At 68.1% G+C, this 15,785-nt stretch carries 14 protein-coding genes; 5 read left to right on the top strand and 9 right to left on the bottom strand.

Annotation, left to right across the window (positions count from 1 at the left end):
• Position 1: 1 nt before the first annotated feature.
• Positions 2-2,218, top strand: a complete 2,217-nt coding sequence (locus tag BM436_RS37585; protein WP_218164942.1) for a sialate O-acetylesterase — start codon at positions 2-4, stop codon at positions 2,216-2,218.
• Positions 2,219-2,433: 215 nt separating this feature from the next.
• Here the strand turns inward: BM436_RS37585 and BM436_RS27730 are convergent, their stop codons facing one another.
• On the bottom strand, positions 2,434-3,915 hold the full coding sequence (locus tag BM436_RS27730; protein ID WP_093558859.1) for a glycoside hydrolase family 88 protein: 1,482 nt from the start codon (positions 3,913-3,915) through the stop codon (positions 2,434-2,436).
• Positions 3,916-4,059: 144 nt separating this feature from the next.
• On the opposite strand from BM436_RS27730, the gene BM436_RS27725 reads away from it, so the two are divergent.
• A complete protein-coding gene (locus tag BM436_RS27725) occupies positions 4,060-7,026 on the top strand; it encodes a glycoside hydrolase family 2 protein (RefSeq protein WP_177307551.1) in 2,967 nt (988 codons plus the stop codon).
• A gap of 111 nt (positions 7,027-7,137) precedes the next feature.
• On the opposite strand, the gene BM436_RS27720 is transcribed toward BM436_RS27725, so the two are convergent.
• From BM436_RS27720 to BM436_RS27690, 7 genes are all read right to left on the bottom strand, one after another.
• Positions 7,138-7,416 (bottom strand): acylphosphatase, encoded by a 279-nt coding sequence (locus BM436_RS27720; RefSeq protein WP_093558857.1) that lies wholly within the window; start codon positions 7,414-7,416, stop codon positions 7,138-7,140.
• A gap of 16 nt (positions 7,417-7,432) precedes the next feature.
• Positions 7,433-8,161, bottom strand: coding sequence for a GntR family transcriptional regulator (locus BM436_RS27715; protein ID WP_093558855.1), 729 nt, complete (start codon positions 8,159-8,161; stop codon positions 7,433-7,435).
• 102 nt (positions 8,162-8,263) lie between these two features.
• Positions 8,264-8,863 (bottom strand): NF038129 family PEP-CTERM protein, encoded by a 600-nt coding sequence (locus BM436_RS27710; protein WP_093558853.1) that lies wholly within the window; start codon positions 8,861-8,863, stop codon positions 8,264-8,266.
• A gap of 11 nt (positions 8,864-8,874) precedes the next feature.
• Positions 8,875-10,521: a right-handed parallel beta-helix repeat-containing protein gene (locus BM436_RS27705; RefSeq protein ID WP_093558851.1), complete on the bottom strand. Its 1,647-nt coding sequence runs from the start codon at positions 10,519-10,521 to the stop codon at positions 8,875-8,877.
• A 99-nt stretch (positions 10,522-10,620) separates the two neighbouring features.
• Complete coding sequence (locus tag BM436_RS27700) at positions 10,621-11,289, bottom strand: glutathione S-transferase family protein (protein WP_093558849.1); 669 nt, start codon at positions 11,287-11,289, stop codon at positions 10,621-10,623.
• A gap of 101 nt (positions 11,290-11,390) precedes the next feature.
• The gene (locus tag BM436_RS27695) at positions 11,391-12,191 is read right to left on the bottom strand and encodes a ThuA domain-containing protein (protein ID WP_093558847.1); all 801 of its coding nucleotides are present in this window, start codon (positions 12,189-12,191) and stop codon (positions 11,391-11,393) included.
• Between the two features lie 23 nt (positions 12,192-12,214).
• A complete protein-coding gene (locus tag BM436_RS27690; protein WP_093558845.1) occupies positions 12,215-12,481 on the bottom strand; it encodes a hypothetical protein in 267 nt (88 codons plus the stop codon).
• 173 nt (positions 12,482-12,654) lie between these two features.
• Here BM436_RS27690 and BM436_RS27685 point away from each other — a divergent pair, with 173 nt between their 5' ends.
• From BM436_RS27685 to BM436_RS27675, 3 genes are read left to right on the top strand one after another with little or no spacing between them, the layout of a single operon-like run.
• A complete protein-coding gene (locus BM436_RS27685) occupies positions 12,655-13,077 on the top strand; it encodes a hypothetical protein (RefSeq protein ID WP_143133328.1) in 423 nt (140 codons plus the stop codon).
• A 58-nt stretch (positions 13,078-13,135) separates the two neighbouring features.
• Entirely contained in the window at positions 13,136-13,876 is a 741-nt protein-coding gene (locus BM436_RS27680; protein ID WP_229490799.1) for a HupE/UreJ family protein, read from the top strand.
• 11 nt (positions 13,877-13,887) lie between these two features.
• The gene (locus BM436_RS27675; RefSeq protein WP_093558841.1) at positions 13,888-14,499 is read left to right on the top strand and encodes a transmembrane anchor protein; all 612 of its coding nucleotides are present in this window, start codon (positions 13,888-13,890) and stop codon (positions 14,497-14,499) included.
• Between the two features lie 17 nt (positions 14,500-14,516).
• Here the strand turns inward: BM436_RS27675 and BM436_RS27670 are convergent, their stop codons facing one another.
• Entirely contained in the window at positions 14,517-15,698 is a 1,182-nt protein-coding gene (locus BM436_RS27670; RefSeq protein ID WP_093558920.1) for a chromate transporter, read from the bottom strand.
• Between the last annotated feature and the right edge of the window lie 87 nt (positions 15,699-15,785).

Below are 15,785 nucleotides of genomic sequence, written 5' to 3'. Positions count from 1 at the left end.
CATGCCACGAACCGCCCTGCCCCTGCTGCCGCTCCTCGTCCTCCTGTCGCTCTCTTCGGTGGTTCACGCCGCGGTGCGGCTGCCCGCCGTGCTGTCCGACCACGCGGTGCTGCAGCGCGGGGAGCGCGTTCCCGTCTGGGGCTGGGCCGATCCCGGGGAAGAGGTCAACGTGCGCTTCGGCGCGCAGAACAAGCGCGCGCGCGCCGGCGCCGACGGGCGCTGGCGGGTGGACCTGGACCTGAGCAAGGGCCAGCCGGCCGCCACCTCGGTCTCCGTGCGCGGCAAGGCCAACGAGATCGTGATCCAGGACGTGCTGGTGGGCGAGGTGTGGCTGGGCGCGGGCCAGTCCAACATGGAAAAGCCGCTCGGCGAGCGCCAGGGACAGCTGCCCACCTTCAACGCCCAGGAGGAGATCGCCGCCGCCAGCCACCCTGAACTCCGCCTGTTCAAGGTGGCGCGCAAAAAGTCCAGCCAGCCCGGCGCGGACGTGGAGGGCAAGTGGGAGCGCTGCTCGCCCGCGTCCATCGAGGCGATCAAGTTCTCGGCGGCCGCGTATTTCTTCGGGCGGCGCCTGCACCAGGAACTGAAAACGCCGGTGGGCATGATAGACGCCAGCTGGGGCGGCACCCGCATCGAGCCCTGGACGCCGGGCTCCGGCCAGGACGCGGTCCTGTTCAACGGCATGGTCGCCGGCCTGGCGCCCTCCGCCATCAAGGGCGTGCTGTGGTACCAGGGCGAATCCAACGTCGCAGACGGCGAGGACGCGGGCCTCTACGTCGGCAAGATGGAGGCGCTGGTCGGCGAATGGCGCCGGCACTGGGGCATCGAATTCCCCTTCTATTACACGCAGCTGGCGCCGCACCTGTACCACACCGTGCGGCGCGCCACCGTGATCGATCCGCAAACGCTGCCGCGCATGTGGGAGGCCCAGGCCGACGCGCTACGCATCCCCGGCACCGGCATGATAGGCACCAACGACCTGACCGACGACCTGGCCGACATCCATCCACGCGACAAGAAGTCGATCGGCCTGCGGCTGGCCAACCTGGCGCTGGCCAGGACCTATGGACGCGCCGAAATCGTGGCGTCCGGGCCGGTGTTCCGCGCGCTCGCGGTGGACGGCGCGCGGGCCGTGCTGAGCTTCGACCACGCCGATGGCCTGGCCGCGCGCGACGGCAAGCCCCTGGGCTGGTTCGACATCGCCGGCGCGGACGGCCGCTATCACGCCGGCACGGCCGAAATCAGGGACGGCAAGGTGGTCGTCACCAGCCCGAAGGTGGCGGCGCCGGTGGCGGTGCGCTTCGGCTGGGACGAGGCGGCCCAGCCCAACCTGGTCAACCGGGCGGGCCTGCCGGCGATGCCGTTCCGCTCGCAGCGTCCGGCCGAGCCCTTCGACGTGGCCTTCACCATCGACGACCTGCCCGCGCACGGCAAGCTGCCGCCGGGGATGACCTGGCCGGGGATCGCCGAATCGCACGTGAGGACGCTGAAGGCGCACGGCGTGGCCGAGGCCTACGGTTTCGTCAACGCCGTCAAGCTGAATAACGCGCCGGACGGCGGCGCGGCCCTCGACGCCTGGCGCAAGGCCGGCTACCCGCTGGCCAACCACACCTACACCCACATGAGCCTGGAGCGGGCTCCGTCGATGGAGGCATGGAAGGCCGACGTGGCGGCGGGCGAGCCGGCCGTCACGTCCCGCATGGCGGGCGCGGACTGGCGCTACCTGCGCTTCCCCTACCTCAACGTCGGCGAGGGCCGCAAAACAGAGGCCTTCGCCTACCTGAAGGAACGCGGCTATCGCATCGCCGATGTCAGCCTGTCGTTCAGCGACTGGGACTACACGGACGCCTACGCGCGCTGCGCCGCCAAGGGCGACACCGCCGCGATCGCGGCCATGAAGGCGCACTACTACGCCCGCGTCGATAGTGAGATCGCCCGCATGAAGGCCGATTCGAAACGGGTGTTCGGCCGCGTCATTCCCCAGGTGCTGCTCACGCACATGGGCGGCTGGAGCGCGGAGACGCTGCCGGAGGTCATGTCCCGGCTCGGCACGGCGGGCGCGCGCTACGTGACGCTGGCCCAGGCGCAGGCCGATCCGGCGTACGCGGAGCCGGGCGGCGGCGGCGTCATCGACCGGGTAGCGAAACAGCGCGGCATCGCGCTGGCCGTACCCTCCCCGGCCTTGCCGGCGCTGGACACGAAATCGCTGTGCCAGTGAGGGCCGCCCGTGGCCGGCTGAAGTTAATCAGCCGTCAAGGACAAATCATCTGATATTCGCGTAGGGAATATCAGCTATCGCAATAAAAAATTGGATCGGAACGCAGAAACACAGCATAATTGCACTTGTCTCCTCCAACTCTTCAAAAGAATTGGATTTAGCCCGCTCTCAGTAGCGGGCTTTTTTTTGTTCCGAAAAAGGGGTCAGGTTCGGTATTAAAAAATACCGAACCTGACCCCTTTTTCGCCCTCTTTTTCCACCCCCATCAGTTCCGTGGCGGCGAGCAGCGCCATCGCGCCGCCGCGCGGGTCCGCGCCCAGCAGCGCCGGGCGGCCGATATAGGCTTGCAGGCTGGTTTGCTTGCCGGTGCCGGCGCAGACATCCACCAGTTCCCCCTCGGCCGAAACGCGCATGCGGATGCCGTACCAGGCGCGCGCCAGCGCGTCCCCGTGCGCCCCGGACGGCAGCCATCCGCGCCGCACGCCGCGCGCCAGCGCCGCCGCGATCATGCAGGTGGCGCTCAATTCCGGGAAGCTGCCCGGCAGGTCGATCACCTGCCGCCACATGCCCGACGCGTCCTGGTGCGCGAGCAGCGCCGCCATGTGCGCCTGGAAGTCCTTCAGCACGGCGGGCCAGGCCTCGTGCCCGCGCGGCAGGTATTCGAGGCTGAACAGCAGGCCCAGCGCCGCGAAGCCGTTGCCGCGCCCCCAGGCGGTGTCGGACAGCGGCGAGTGGCGGTGGAGCGCGTCGGCGCGCAGCGTCAGGCGCCGCATGTGGCGCATGTGGCGCACGCACATGTCGGCGTAGCGGCGCTCCCCGGTCAGCGCGCCGACCTGCGCCAGCAGCGGGCAGACCAGGAACAGCGAGTCGCTCATCTCGTCGTGCAGCGGCATGGCCTCCAGCGGCTCGCCGTTGTCGAAGGCCAGATCGGCCGCCGCCCGCGCCAGGTCCAGGTAGGCCCGCTTGCCGGTCGCCCGCGCCAGCGCGCCGAACAGCAGGTGGCCGGCGAAGTGGCTGCTGGTGAGATTGGCCAGCGCGCTTTTGCGCCCGTCCACGTAGGGCGCGACGATGGCTTCGACCGCCGCGGTGTCGCCCAGCCGGAGACGGCAGAGCAGCGCCATGGCGGGAATGTAGACCGGCTGCTCGAGCGCGGTCGCGTATTTGGCGCTGAGCAGGCGCGCGATCTCGTGCGGCTCGCGCGCCAGGCGGCGCCACATCTCCGCGCGCGCGGGGGAATGGCCGCCGCGCCATTCCGCCAGCAACGGCGCCAGGGTTTCCGCGTTCAGCGCGGCCACGGCGACCACGGGTATCGCACCCACGCCCGCCGCGGCGGCATGCGGCAGCCGCGCCGCCAGGCCGTCATCGCGCGCACCGGTTCGCACCGCCACCACGAGGTCCGGCGCCTGCAGGCCGATCCAGCGCCACAGGCAATGCGCCTCCGGCGCGGCGGCGTAGGCCTCGCCCTGCGGCGGATAGCTGGCCAGCGGAGCGGGATCGGCGACGGCCGAAAGCGCGATGCGCTCGCGCAGGCCGGCGGCGGTGTCGAACCACGCCAGCAGCGGCGCGGCGTCCCAGCCCTCGGGACCCAGCAGCAGCACACGGGTCTTGTCCGTGCGGTAGTCGGAATGGCCGCCGTCCGCGTAGGCGCGGATCGGCCGCCTGTCGGTGGTCAGCCCTATGACGGTCGCGGTTCTCACCAGCTCTGCTCTCCATGATTGAGGTCCTCGATGCTAGCACGAAGCGCCGGGGGCAAATAGTCATGCCTCTGAGCGGCGGCGTCCGCATCCGGGCGATTTGACATGCTAATATTTTAGCTCAGCATTAACCTGGAACCGAACCCGATGAAACCGCGTCTCCCCCTCAACTCCCGGCTGGCGCTCGCGCTGGTCGCGGCGGGCATGGTGCTGCCGGCGCACGCCGAGCGCCTGTCGTACAACTTCAATCCCGGCTGGAGGCTCGCGGTCGCCGATCCGGCCGAGGCCGGCCAGCCGGCGTTCGACGACAGCGCGTGGAAGCCGGTGACGCTGCCTCGCGCCTGGAACGAGGACGACGCCTTCAGCAAGGACATCGTGGACCACGCCACCGGCGTGGCCTGGTACCGCAAGCGCTTCACCCTGCCCGCTTCGGCCGCCGGCCGGAAGGTGTTCATCGAGTTCGAAGGCGCGCGCCAAGCGGCCGAGGTGTTCGTCAACGGCAAGCGACTGGGCCTGCATGAAAACGGCATCAACGCCTTCGGCTTCGACATCACCGGCGCGCTCGCGCCCGGCGAGAACGTGATCGCTGTGCGCACCGATAACAGCTGGGACTACCGCGAAAAGGCCACCAACCAGCGCTATCAATGGGCGGACAGGAACTTCAACGCCAACTACGGCGGCCTGCCCAAGAACGTGCGCCTGCACGTGACGGACCGGCTGTACCAGACCCTGCCCCTGTATTCCACGCTGGGCACCACCGGCGTCTACGTGTACGCGCGCGACTTCGACATCCCGCGCCAGCGCGCCACCATCGCGGCCGAATCGGAAGTGCGCAACGAGCACCCCGAGGCGCGCACCTTCACCTACGAGGTGCGGCTCAGGGACCGCGACGGCAAGGAGGTGGCGCGCTTCTCCTCGCCGCCGCAAACCGTCGCCGCCGGCGCCACCGCCACCGTCAAGGCCAGCGCGCCCGTCGAGGGCCTGCGCTTCTGGAGCTGGGGCTACGGCTACCTGTACGACGTGGTGACCACGCTGAGGGTGGACGGCGCCGACGTGGACAGCGTGACCACCCGCACCGGCTTCCGCAAGACCGCGTTCGGCGACGGCATGGTCAAGCTGAACGACCGCGTGATCCAGATGAAGGGCTACGCCCAGCGCACCTCCAACGAGTGGCCGGCGGTCGGCATGTCCGTGCCGGCCTGGCTGAGCGACTACAGCAACGGCCTGGCCGTGGCCGGCAACGCCAACCTGATACGCTGGATGCACATCACGCCGTGGAGGCAGGACGTGGAATCGCTGGACCGCGTGGGCATGATGCAGGCCATGCCGGCCGGGGACTCCGAGGCCGACGCGACGGGCCGGCGCTGGACCCAGCGCATCGAGGCCATGCGCGACGCCATCGTCTACAACCGCAACAGCCCCAGCATCGTGTTCTACGAGAGTGGCAACCGCGGCGTCAGCGAGGAGCACATGCGCGAGATGAAGGCGCTGCGCGACCAGTTCGACCCGCACGGCGGACGCGCGGCCGGCAGCCGCGAGATGCTCAGCTCCAGGCTGCAGGAGACGGCCGAATACGGCGGCGAGATGCTGTACATAAACAAGAGCGCGCGCATGCCGATGTGGGCGATGGAGTACTCGCGCGACGAGGGCGCGCGCAAGTTCTGGGACGAGCTGACGCCGCCCTTCCACCGCAACGGCGACGGCCCCCCGCACAAGGGCCAGAGCGCGAAGGCCTACAACCACAATATGGACTCGCACGCGATCGAGAACGTGAAGCGCTGGTACGACTACTGGGAGCAGCGTCCCGGCACCGGGGCGCGCGTGTCCAGCGGCGGCGTCAACATCATTTTCTCGGACAGCAACACCCACCACCGCGGCGCCGAGAACTACCGCCGCAGCGGCGAGGTGGACGCCATGCGCATCCTGAAGGACGGCTACCACGCGCACCAGGTCATGTGGGACGGCTGGGTGGACGTCGAGCGGCCGCGCGCGCGCATCCTCGGCCACTGGAATTACGAGGCGGGCACGGTCAAGCCGGTGACCGTGGTCTCCAGCGCCGAGCGCGTGGAGCTCTACCTGAACGGCAAGAAGCTGGGCAAGGGCCGCCAGAGCGAGCGCTTCCTGTTCACCTTCGACGGCGTGGCGTGGCGGCCGGGCGAGTTGAAGGCGGTGGGCTACGACGCCGGGGGCAGGCGCGTGTGCGAGGCGGTGCTGGCGACGGCGGGCGCGCCGGCCCGGCTGCTGCTGACACCCATCGTCTCGCCCAAGGGCTTCCAGGCCGACGGCGCCGACCTGGCCCTGGTGCAGGTGGAGGTGGTGGACGCGAAGGGACGGCGCAATCCGCTCGCGCTCGACACCGTGGACTTCGATGTCGAGGGTCCGGCCGAGTGGCGCGGCGGCATCGCGCAGGGGCCGAACAACCATATCCTGGCGCGCTCGCTGCCGGTCGAGGGCGGCGTCAACCGCGTGCTGATACGCAGCGCGACGCAGGCCGGCAGGATCGTGGTGCGCGCGCGCGCCGAGGGCCTGCCGCCCGCCGAGTTGACGCTGGAATCGAAGCCGGTCGACGTGCGGGGCGGACTGTCGGCGCAGCTACCCGGCGACGGCCTGCCTTCCAGCCTGGCGCGCGGCCCGACGCCGGCCACGCCGTCGTTCAAGGCCAGCCGCGTTCCGGTGAAGGTCGCCTCGGTCGAAGCGGCCAGCAACGGCGCGGACGCGGGCAACACGATCGACGACGACGAGACCACCAAGTGGGCCAGCAAGCCGGGCGAAGGCGCGCCGTCCATCACGTACAGGCTGGCGCGCAAGGCGACGCTGAGCGAGTTGGTGCTGAAGCTGTCCGGCTGGCGCGAGCGCGGCTACCCGCTGCGCGTGTACGTCGACGAAAAGCTGGTCTACGACGGCAAGACGCCGAAGAGCCTGGGCTATGTGACGCTGCCGCTGAAGCGCGCCTCGGGCAGGACCGTGCGGATCGCGCTCAACGGCGTCGCCGACGAGAGCAACGCGATCCAGCTGACCGAGGTGGCCAACCAGGCAATCGCCGACACCGGCGCGAACCAGACGCCGACGGGCGTGCTGTCCATCGTGGAGGCTGAATTCTACGAAAAGCCATGAGCTCCCGCGCTGGTGGCACGCGCGCCGGAAGCGCCTCGGAACAGCACGAAGCCTATCGTGTGGTACGGCTGGAACGCCGCGCCCGGCGTGTGGCTGATGTCCCGCGGGTACCTACGCCGTGGGCAGAATGTTGAACGTCCCGTCCCCGGCCGCCTGCGCGGCCGCCTCTTCGACGGTGACATGGGACACGCGGGAAGCCGGCGGGCCGCGCCTGGCCCACACGATGACGGCCTCGATCGCGGCCGCGTCGCCGTCAACGACGGCTTCCACCGAACCATCGCGGCGATTGCGCACCCAGCCCTGGAGCCCCAGGGCCACCGCCTCTTCGGCGAAGGAGGCGCGGTAGCCGACGCCCTGCACCCGCCCTTCGATCAACAGCCGCTTGCCCATCGTTCCCCTCCGATCGTCAGGCCGGGAACGCCACCGGCGTGTAGTCCTCCGGCAGCACGTTGTCCGGATACTTGTCCTTGAGCGCGTTCAGCACCACCAGCGTGCCGGACAAATGCCTGCGCACGCAGGCCTGCGCCTTGACGGCGTCGCCCTCGCCGATGCATAGCGCGATCTGGGTGTGCTGTTCGAGTATGGATTGCGCCTTGCCGTTCACGGGCAGATGCAGGCGGCGCAGGCGGTCCAGGTTGCCGCTGCTGCTGCGCATCATGGTCCACAATGCCGGCAACTGCACTTCGTTGTACATGGTCTGGTGGAACTCGAGGTCCACCCGCGTGAAATTTTCCAGGTCGCCCGAGTCGAGGCAGGCGCGCTGGCGGCCCAGGATGTCCAGCAGCCGCTTGGCCAGCGCGGGATTGGCTCGCTCCGCCAGCACATGGGCGATCTCCAGCTCCACCGACAGCCGGAAAAAGTGCGCCTGCCGCGCGGACGCCAGGTCGATGCTGCCGACGCGGGTCTGGTGCTGCGGATAGATGTCGACCAGGCGCTCCTCCTCCAGCCTCGCCAGCGCCTCGCGTATCGGCGTCAGGGACAGGTTGAAGTAGTCGGCCAGTTGCCCCCTGGGCAGCACGGTGCCCGGCTTGATGGCCAGCGTCACGATCAATTCTCGGAGATGCTCGAATACCTGAACGGTCGCGTTGCGCGTACGGTCCAGCTGGAAGATGCCTGGGAGGGAGTCGACGCTCATTTGTCTCTGAAACTGCACTAAAGTGAAGGCTAGGATACTAACACATTAGCTTTTACGACAAAGGCGCCCGGAGGCGCCTTTCTGCTCAAACCGGACCGCGATTCAATCCCTCCGGCGGCGCCGCGCTCCGCCGAGGGCGAGCACGCCTATCGCCATCAACAGCATCGCGGACGGCTCGGGCACCGGGTTCACCGCCGCGAGGCCGCCGTCCGCCGCCACCGTGTCCGGCGCGCCAGGCTGCAGCGCGAAGGTGACGATGTCGCCGGCCGAACCCAGATAGCCGAACCGCTCGTCCAGCAAGGCCACGGCCAGCGTGCTGCCCGCGCCGGGGACGGGCGAAACGTCGAACTCGGCGTCGAAGCCGAACATGCCGCCGAAATTGGCCCATTGCCCGAACTCGTTCCACCCCGTGCCGTTGCCGATGGTGACGCCGCTCGCCACCGAGCCGCCCGCGTCGCCCATCGAGAAACTGGAGGCGCCGAAATCGCCGGAGAAGTTGCTCAGCCGCGCCGTGGCTGGTGCCGCCCCGCCCAGCCCCAGGAACAGGAAATCCAGATAGCCGGCCTGCCCCGCCAGCGTCGATGTGTTGACCGACACGCGGTAGACGGGTCCCGCCAGCGCCGGGCCGGCGCCGCAGGCCATGGCGATGGACACGAGCAGCGCCAGCATGGCGCGCGCCGCGGATGATTTCAATATCTTCATGTTCGATCCCCTCACAGTGCGCCGGTGAACAGCTTGGGCGTGTAGGCGATGCTCAGCCTCGCCGGATTGGAAAAGACGGTGGTCACCGTCACCGTCTCGCCGGGCGCGAGCGAGGACTTCGGCAAGGTCAGCGTGGGCGCCCCGCCCTGTACGCCGCCCTGGTTGTCCAGCGTGACGCCGGCCGTCAGGCCGTCCAGGCGGAACAGCAGGATGCCGCTCAAGGCCGCGTTGGACTTGTTGGTGAACGACACCGTGCCGCTCATCTTGCCGGTGGTGCGGTTCAGGGTCAGGCCCGACTGCACCAGCTGCACGCTGGCCGTCGCGTCCTTGTACAGCGGCACGGGCGTGCTGCCCTCGAAGGCGCCCAGATCGGGCGCGGCGCCCGTGTACGGCAGGCCGACGTCGACGCCCTTGTCGAGCAGGTCGCTGCCTGCGGCCAGGCGGAAGTGCGGCAGCGCCGGCAGGCCGCCGTCGGGCAGGCGCGGCGCGTCCCAGCCCTCGTAGGACAGGCTCTGGAAATCCGCGCTGGTGATGCTGACTGGCAGGTTCCAGCTGTTGTTGGCGACGTCGGCGCCGGCCACGTTGGTGGCCACCGTCCCCGTGTATGCCAGGTTGTTGCGCAAGACGCCGAGGTTGATGGCGGCGCCGCTGGTGTCCACGCCCAGCATGTTGAAGCCGTAGCGGTTGCCGATGCTGGTGTTGTTGTGGAACTCGCTCGCCACCGGATGATGGTTGGCGTAGAAGCCGCTGGACTTGTTCTTGAAGGCGACCGAGTTGCGCGTCACATGGACCGGCGCGTTCGGCTCGTAATCGCCGCCGAAGCCGCCGATCTTGAAGCCGTTGCCGTTACCGGCCGGCAGGGAGGTCGTGGTGCCGGGCAGGTAGCCGTGCAGCCAGGCCCAGGAATTCTCGATGAGGACCGGCGAACCTGCGTTGATGGTGTCGAAGCCGTCGTCCGTGTTGGACCACGCGCGGCAGCCGCGGAACACGTTGCCCGGGCGGTTGGCCTTGACGTGGGCGCCGAAGCCGTCCGCGTTCTGTCCCGCGCCGCTCTTGCTGTAGGGGTCGTAGTTGTGGTGCGAATCGACGTTGAGCACGAGGTTGTAGCTGCCGTCGGAGATGAAGAAGCCCGGCCCCATGTGGTGGTGGGTGTCCAGCTGCTCGAACACGTTGTTGCTGCCGTTGACCCACACGCCCCACGACTCGTTGTTCAGCAGATTGCCCGGCTGCTGCGGGGCGCCGGTGATTTCCAGGCCCTTGAGGTGCAGGTGGCTGGCCGTGATATTGAAGCCCTTGACGCGGCAGTTGTCCTTCATCTGCGAAAAGTCGAACTTCGGGGTTTCGCCCGGATAGGCCCAGTAGCGTATGGGCTTGTTCGCCAGCCCGCTCTTGTTCAGCGTGACCACGTTGACGGTGGCCGTCATGCTGGAACATGCGTTCAGGCCCGCCGTGTAGACGTAGGCCCCGCCGCGGAAGTAGACCGTGTCGTCGGGCGCCGCCATCGCCTGGGCCTTGGCGATGGTTTGCCAGGGCGACGCCAGCGTGCCCGCGCCGCCGTCGCTGCCGTTCGTCGCCACGTAATAGGTCGCCGCCGACGCCCAGGTGGACAGGCCCAGCGCCAGTCCCGTGAGCGCCATTTTTCCTTGCCATTGCCGCATATTGTCTCCGTATATTTTTTGAGGTACTAATATACTAGTTCGGCGATGACATTTTGATCACTCAACATCGTGAGTGATTCAAAAATACCCCAGGGGTATTTACGGCTCCAGCAGCGGCGCCGGGACGGGGCTGACACCCTGGGCGTTGGCGGCCGCGGTTTCGGCCGCGCGGGCGCGCAGGAAGGCGGGACGCTCACGCAACCGCAGCCAGTAGTCGCGCACCGCCGGCGGGAACTCGGGCTCGAAACCCAGGTGCGCGGCCAGCAGCAGCGCGTAGCCGATCGAGATGTCCGCCATGGTGAAACGGCCGGCGCACATGTCGCTCCGCACGGCCAGGATGGGTTCCAGCGTCCGCAGGCGGCCGAGGAACCAGCGCCGGTAGTCGGCCACCGCCTGCGGCAGCTTGCGCCCGGCGGGTTCGAAGCGCTCGTAGCGGAGAACGATGGTCTGCGGGAAGGTCAGCGTGGCCTCGCCGAAATGCAGCCAGTTGAGGAAGGCGCCGAAGTCCGCCTCTTCCGGCCGCACCACCAGGTCGGACGGCCCGTGCTTTTCGCCCAGGTAGTGGCAGATGGCGGCGGACTCCGTCATCCGCACCGCGCCGTCGACCAGCAGCGGCACGGTGCCCAGGGGATTTTGTTGCAGGTAGTCGCGGCTCGCCACGCGGGGCGGGAAGGCCAGCATGTTGAGCTGGTAAGGCAGGCCCAGCTCCTCCAGCGCCCACAAGGGGCGGAAGGAACGGGCGGCGACGCAGTGGTATAAAACGATCATGCGGATGGTCCCCTGTCGTTGACGATGACGTCAGGGTAGCATCGATTTCCCCGGATAAATGTCCACGCGGCGACAGTCCGGGGCGGCGCTGGCCGGCGGGATTAGAGCCGGCCGGTGGCCCACAGCACGCCGCGCGCGACCAGGTCCAGGTAGCGGGAATCGGCCATCACGGACTCGTTGTGCGCCAGCGTCATGCCGAACACGCGGGTGCGTTGCGGCCCGTACAGGTGGGTCCACGCGACGGTGTAGCGTTTGGCGCGGTCCGCCGCATCGCCGGCCTGCGGCTGCACGCCCGTCAGCACCGGCGTCACGCCGAAGTCGGCCAGGTTGTTATACAGCTCGTCGCTGGTCGTGGTGAACGGCACGAAACCCTTGGCGATGGGATGCTCCCCCGCCACCGCCAGTTGGATCGGCGACTGCGCGCCGTGCCCGCTGGACTGGATGCCCGTGAATTCGAACCATTTGGCGTTGCCGTCGCCGGCCTTGACCGGCTGCTGCCACGCGCCGGAGCGGTAGGAGTGCATGGCGCAGTGCAGATTGACGGCCGGGACGCCCCGACGGTGCGGCGCCAGCACGGCCTCCAGCACGGCCTGGTCGTTCTCGTCGGCGGCGCATTCGTTGTGGACGACGACGTCGTAGCCGTCAGCGTAGCCGGGATTGCCGTGGATGGGCAGCTTGGGCCGGGTGGCCTGCTCGCCCGGTTTCGGGTCGTAATAGGCGTGCGTGACCTCCGCCCCTATCCTGGACTTCAGCCCCGTCTCCAGGATGTCCCTCTGCGCCGCGTAGTTGTGGCAGCAGCCGCCGCTGACGATGAGCACCTTCAGCGGCTTGGCGGTCTGCGCCCCCGCGGGGACGGCCGCGGCCATGGTCAGCGCCACGGCGCCGGCGATTCGCTTGAACATGATTCTCCTTGAAATATGATGGGTCAGGTGGCCAGGCCCTTGGCCAGTACTTCGGCGACGGTTTCGTTCATGTCCAGCCCGCGCTCCTTGGCCAGCGCATGCAGTTGCTGCACCAGGTCGCCATTGAGCTTGACCGCGAACGGCACCAGGCCGAGCGCCTGGTCGCGCTTGCGCTGTTCGCGCTTGTCGACCGCCACGGACTCGCCCTGGCCGAAACCCGCCGCGCCGGGCGCCGTCATTTTACCCATAAGCTTCTTCGCGTCGCTCTTAGCCATTCCTGTTTTTTTCACGTTGATGTCCTCTTTAAAGGCGCCATTCTACGCGCTATGGATGCCGCTTATGCCGAATCGGCGGGCGAAAACCATCTTTCCAGCCGCGCGGAGCCGCCAGAACGGGATAATCGGACGGGATACGCATGGTGTAATGACCCACTGGACAAGCAAAGCCTTTAAAGGGATGAGTGATGGGTGCGCACCGTGGACCCGCCGCGCGGCGGTTGAACATCGGCTGGCAAAGCCAGCGCGTGATCGCGACCATCCTGGTGTTCTTCGTGCTGGGCCTCCTGTTCGTCAACGCGTGCTCCACATCCCACAGCCAGCTTGAACACCGCCATGCCGCCGCGGGCGCGCTCCAGGGCGACGTGGAACCGGCCCACGATCACGACCATGATCACGAGGATGCCGGCGCGGCGCCGGACGTGTCCGGGACCAAGCACACCCACAAACACAACCCGGGCGACCATACGCACGACGTCCCGCTGCGCCTCGTCCTCGCGAGCGTGCAATTCACGTTCACGCCGGACTGGCGCCCGGCGCCACCCGTTCCCGTCGTCTCCCACACCCTCGATCCGATCGAACGTCCTCCGAAACCGCCGGCGAGCGCCTGACCAGGCCGGCCGCCCTTGCGGCCGGCCCCCGTTCACCATCCATATTCGGAGAAATCCCATGTTTGCACTGTCCCACCCCGGGGGCGGACGCCTGACTGCGCGCGCGCGGCGGCTTCCCCTCCTGTTCCCACTGGCCTGCGTCCTGCTGCTGTACGCGTTCGCGGCCGGCGCCGCCCACGCCCATGGCATCGCCGACGGCGACAAAGGCTATATCCAGGAAATCACCGGCGTCCACTTCCTGGCGTTCATGTACCTCGGCGCCAAGCACATGTTCACGGGCTACGACCACATCCTCTTCCTGTTCGGGGTGATCTTCTTCCTCTACAAACTGAAGGACATCGGGCTGTACGTGAGCCTGTTCGCCGCCGGCCACTCGACCACGATGATGCTGGGCGTGTACTTCGGCACCAGCATCAACGGCTACCTGATCGACGCCATCATCGGCCTGTCCGTGGTGTACAAGGCGCTCGACAACGTCGGCGCCTTCCAGCGCTGGTTCGGCGTGCAGCCCAACACCAAGGTCGCCACCCTGGTCTTCGGCCTGTTCCACGGATTCGGCCTGGCGACCAAGGTGCGGGAATACGAGATATCGCCCGACGGGCTGCTCGCCAACATGGTCGCCTTCAACCTCGGCGTGGAGGTCGGCCAGCTGCTGGCCCTCGCCACCATCCTGATCGCCATGGGCTTCTGGCGCAGGACGGACAGCTTTCTGCGCCACGCCTACACCGCCAACATCGCCATGATGACCTGTGGCTTCATGCTGATCGGCTACCAGCTGGCCGGCTACTCTACTCTTTGAATGGATCGATCATGTACAACACCGATATCCCCACCCGCGCCGAACTCCCCAGCACGCGCCAGCTTCTGCGCTCCACCGCCACCGCGATCGTCGTGGCGGCCGTCCTGCTCACCACCGTCGTGCTGCCCTCCGAATACGGCATCGATCCCAGCGGGATCGGGCGCGTCCTCGGCCTGACGGAAATGGGCAAGATCAAGACGTCGCTCGCGGCGGAGGCCGCGGCGGACCAGGCGTCCCCGGTCGCGCGCAAGCCGAAAGCCGCGCCGACCGAAGCGCCGGTCGCCGCGGCCGGCGCGCTCCGTTCTGACGAGATGACCGTGACGCTCAATCCCGGAGAGGGCACCGAGGTCAAGATGACCATGTTGAAAGGCGCCACCGTCCACTATGAATGGAAAACCGACGGAGGCCTGGTCAATCACGACACCCACGGCGACCCGGCGAACGGCCCGGCGAACGCCTTCCACAGCTACAAGAAGGAAAAGCAGGTGGCGGGCAGCAGCGGCGAGTTCCAGGCGGTCTTCGACGGCAAGCACGGCTGGTTCTGGCGCAATCGCGGCGACAAGCCCGTCACGATCACGCTGAAGACCAACGGCGTCTACTCGAGCATCAAGAGAATGACGTAGGCCTGGCGCCGCCGGCGTCAGTGCAGCATCGGATAGATCAGCAGGCCGGCCGCGGCGGCGGCGGCGATCACAACGGGCTCCTGCAGCTTCTTATATTTCAGCAGCAGGACGATCGTGACCAGCGCGATCAGCGCGGTGGGCACGTCCACGATCGAGCGCCGGGCGATCACGATCACCGATCCGGTGATCGCGCCGATGGCGGCCGCCGTAATGCCATCGACGAAAGCCAGCACGCCGGGCAGCTTGCCGTACTTCTTGAAGTACGGCGCCGGCAGGATCGTGAACAGGTAGCAGGGAATGAAGGTCGCCAGCGCCGCCACCGTGGCGCCGGGCAAACCGGCCACCAGGTAGCCGATGAAGCCGACCGTGATCACCACCGGACCGGGCGTGATCATCGCCACCGCGACCGCGTCCACGAACTGCTTGTCGCTGAGCCAATGGTGTTCCGTCACCACGCCGCCGTACAGGAAGGGCACGATCGCCAGCCCGGAGCCGAACACGAAGGCCCCGGCCTTGGCGAAGAAAACCGCGATCTGCGTCAGCACGCCGACATCCGCGCCGGCGAGGAGCGCCGGCAGCGCCGGCGCCTGCGCCAGCCCGACCGCGGGCAGGCTGCCCTTGGCCAGCCACTTGGGCGGCGCGCGCAGCAGCCAGACCAACACGCCCGACGCGATGAACAGCCAGGCGATTTCCGATTCGGTCACCACGGTGACGACCGCCAGCAGCAGGTAGATCGCCCACAGCAGCTTGTCCTTGCCGACGCTCTTCATGGTCAGCTTCCTGGCGCTGATCGCGATAATGCCGATCACCGCCGCGCCAACGCCGTAGAACACGGCCTGCATCCAGGAGAGGCCGCCGAAGCGGGTATAGGCCCAGCCCAGGGCCACCACCATCAGGAACGAGGGAAGAACGAAGGCCAATCCGGCCAGTGTCGCGCCCATGATCCGGTAATGCACATAGCCCATATAGATGCCGAGCTGCGCGGCCAACGGCCCGGGCGCCAACTGCGCCAGCGCCAGGCCCTCCTTGTAATCGGCCTCCGAAACCCAGCCGCGCGCTTCCACCAGGTCGCGGTGCATATAGCCGACCAGGGCCACCGGCCCGCCAAAGCCCAGGCTACCCAGCCGCAGCATGTACAACACCATCTGCCACAAGGTGTAAGGGGGGGCCCCGCCGTGATTCTCGTCTGCCGACAACATGTTCTCCTTCATTCGCTAACGTCCGCGCGCGTTGGCGCGCGCCGGACAGCATCGCCTCGAAGCCGCCGGCCTCGGCCAACATGGCGG

Source organism: Pseudoduganella namucuonensis, from assembly GCF_900116645.1.
GTDB lineage: Bacteria > Pseudomonadota > Gammaproteobacteria > Burkholderiales > Burkholderiaceae_D > Rugamonas > Rugamonas namucuonensis.
Note: the sequence above shows the minus strand (reverse complement) of the source record. Positions and strands in the feature narration are given on the sequence as shown.

Bases quoted from the DNA above. Each gene is read 5' to 3' on its own strand.
- BM436_RS27725 (WP_177307551.1), top strand. From the start codon at position 4,060: ATGAAACCGCGTCTCCCCCTCAACTCCCGGCTGGCGCTCGCGCTGGTC.
- BM436_RS27680 (WP_229490799.1), top strand. From the start codon at position 13,136: ATGTTTGCACTGTCCCACCCCGGGGGCGGACGCCTGACTGCGCGCGCG.
- BM436_RS27675 (WP_093558841.1), top strand. From the start codon at position 13,888: ATGTACAACACCGATATCCCCACCCGCGCCGAACTCCCCAGCACGCGC.
- BM436_RS27695 (WP_093558847.1), bottom strand. From the start codon at position 12,191: ATGTTCAAGCGAATCGCCGGCGCCGTGGCGCTGACCATGGCCGCGGCC.
- BM436_RS27670 (WP_093558920.1), bottom strand. From the start codon at position 15,698: ATGTTGTCGGCAGACGAGAATCACGGCGGGGCCCCCCCTTACACCTTG.
- BM436_RS27705 (WP_093558851.1), bottom strand. From the start codon at position 10,521: ATGCGGCAATGGCAAGGAAAAATGGCGCTCACGGGACTGGCGCTGGGC.
- BM436_RS27710 (WP_093558853.1), bottom strand. From the start codon at position 8,863: ATGAAGATATTGAAATCATCCGCGGCGCGCGCCATGCTGGCGCTGCTC.
- BM436_RS27685 (WP_143133328.1), top strand. From the start codon at position 12,655: ATGGGTGCGCACCGTGGACCCGCCGCGCGGCGGTTGAACATCGGCTGG.
- BM436_RS27715 (WP_093558855.1), bottom strand. From the start codon at position 8,161: ATGAGCGTCGACTCCCTCCCAGGCATCTTCCAGCTGGACCGTACGCGC.
- BM436_RS27700 (WP_093558849.1), bottom strand. From the start codon at position 11,289: ATGATCGTTTTATACCACTGCGTCGCCGCCCGTTCCTTCCGCCCCTTG.
- BM436_RS37585 (WP_218164942.1), top strand. From the start codon at position 2: ATGCCACGAACCGCCCTGCCCCTGCTGCCGCTCCTCGTCCTCCTGTCG.
- BM436_RS27720 (WP_093558857.1), bottom strand. From the start codon at position 7,416: ATGGGCAAGCGGCTGTTGATCGAAGGGCGGGTGCAGGGCGTCGGCTAC.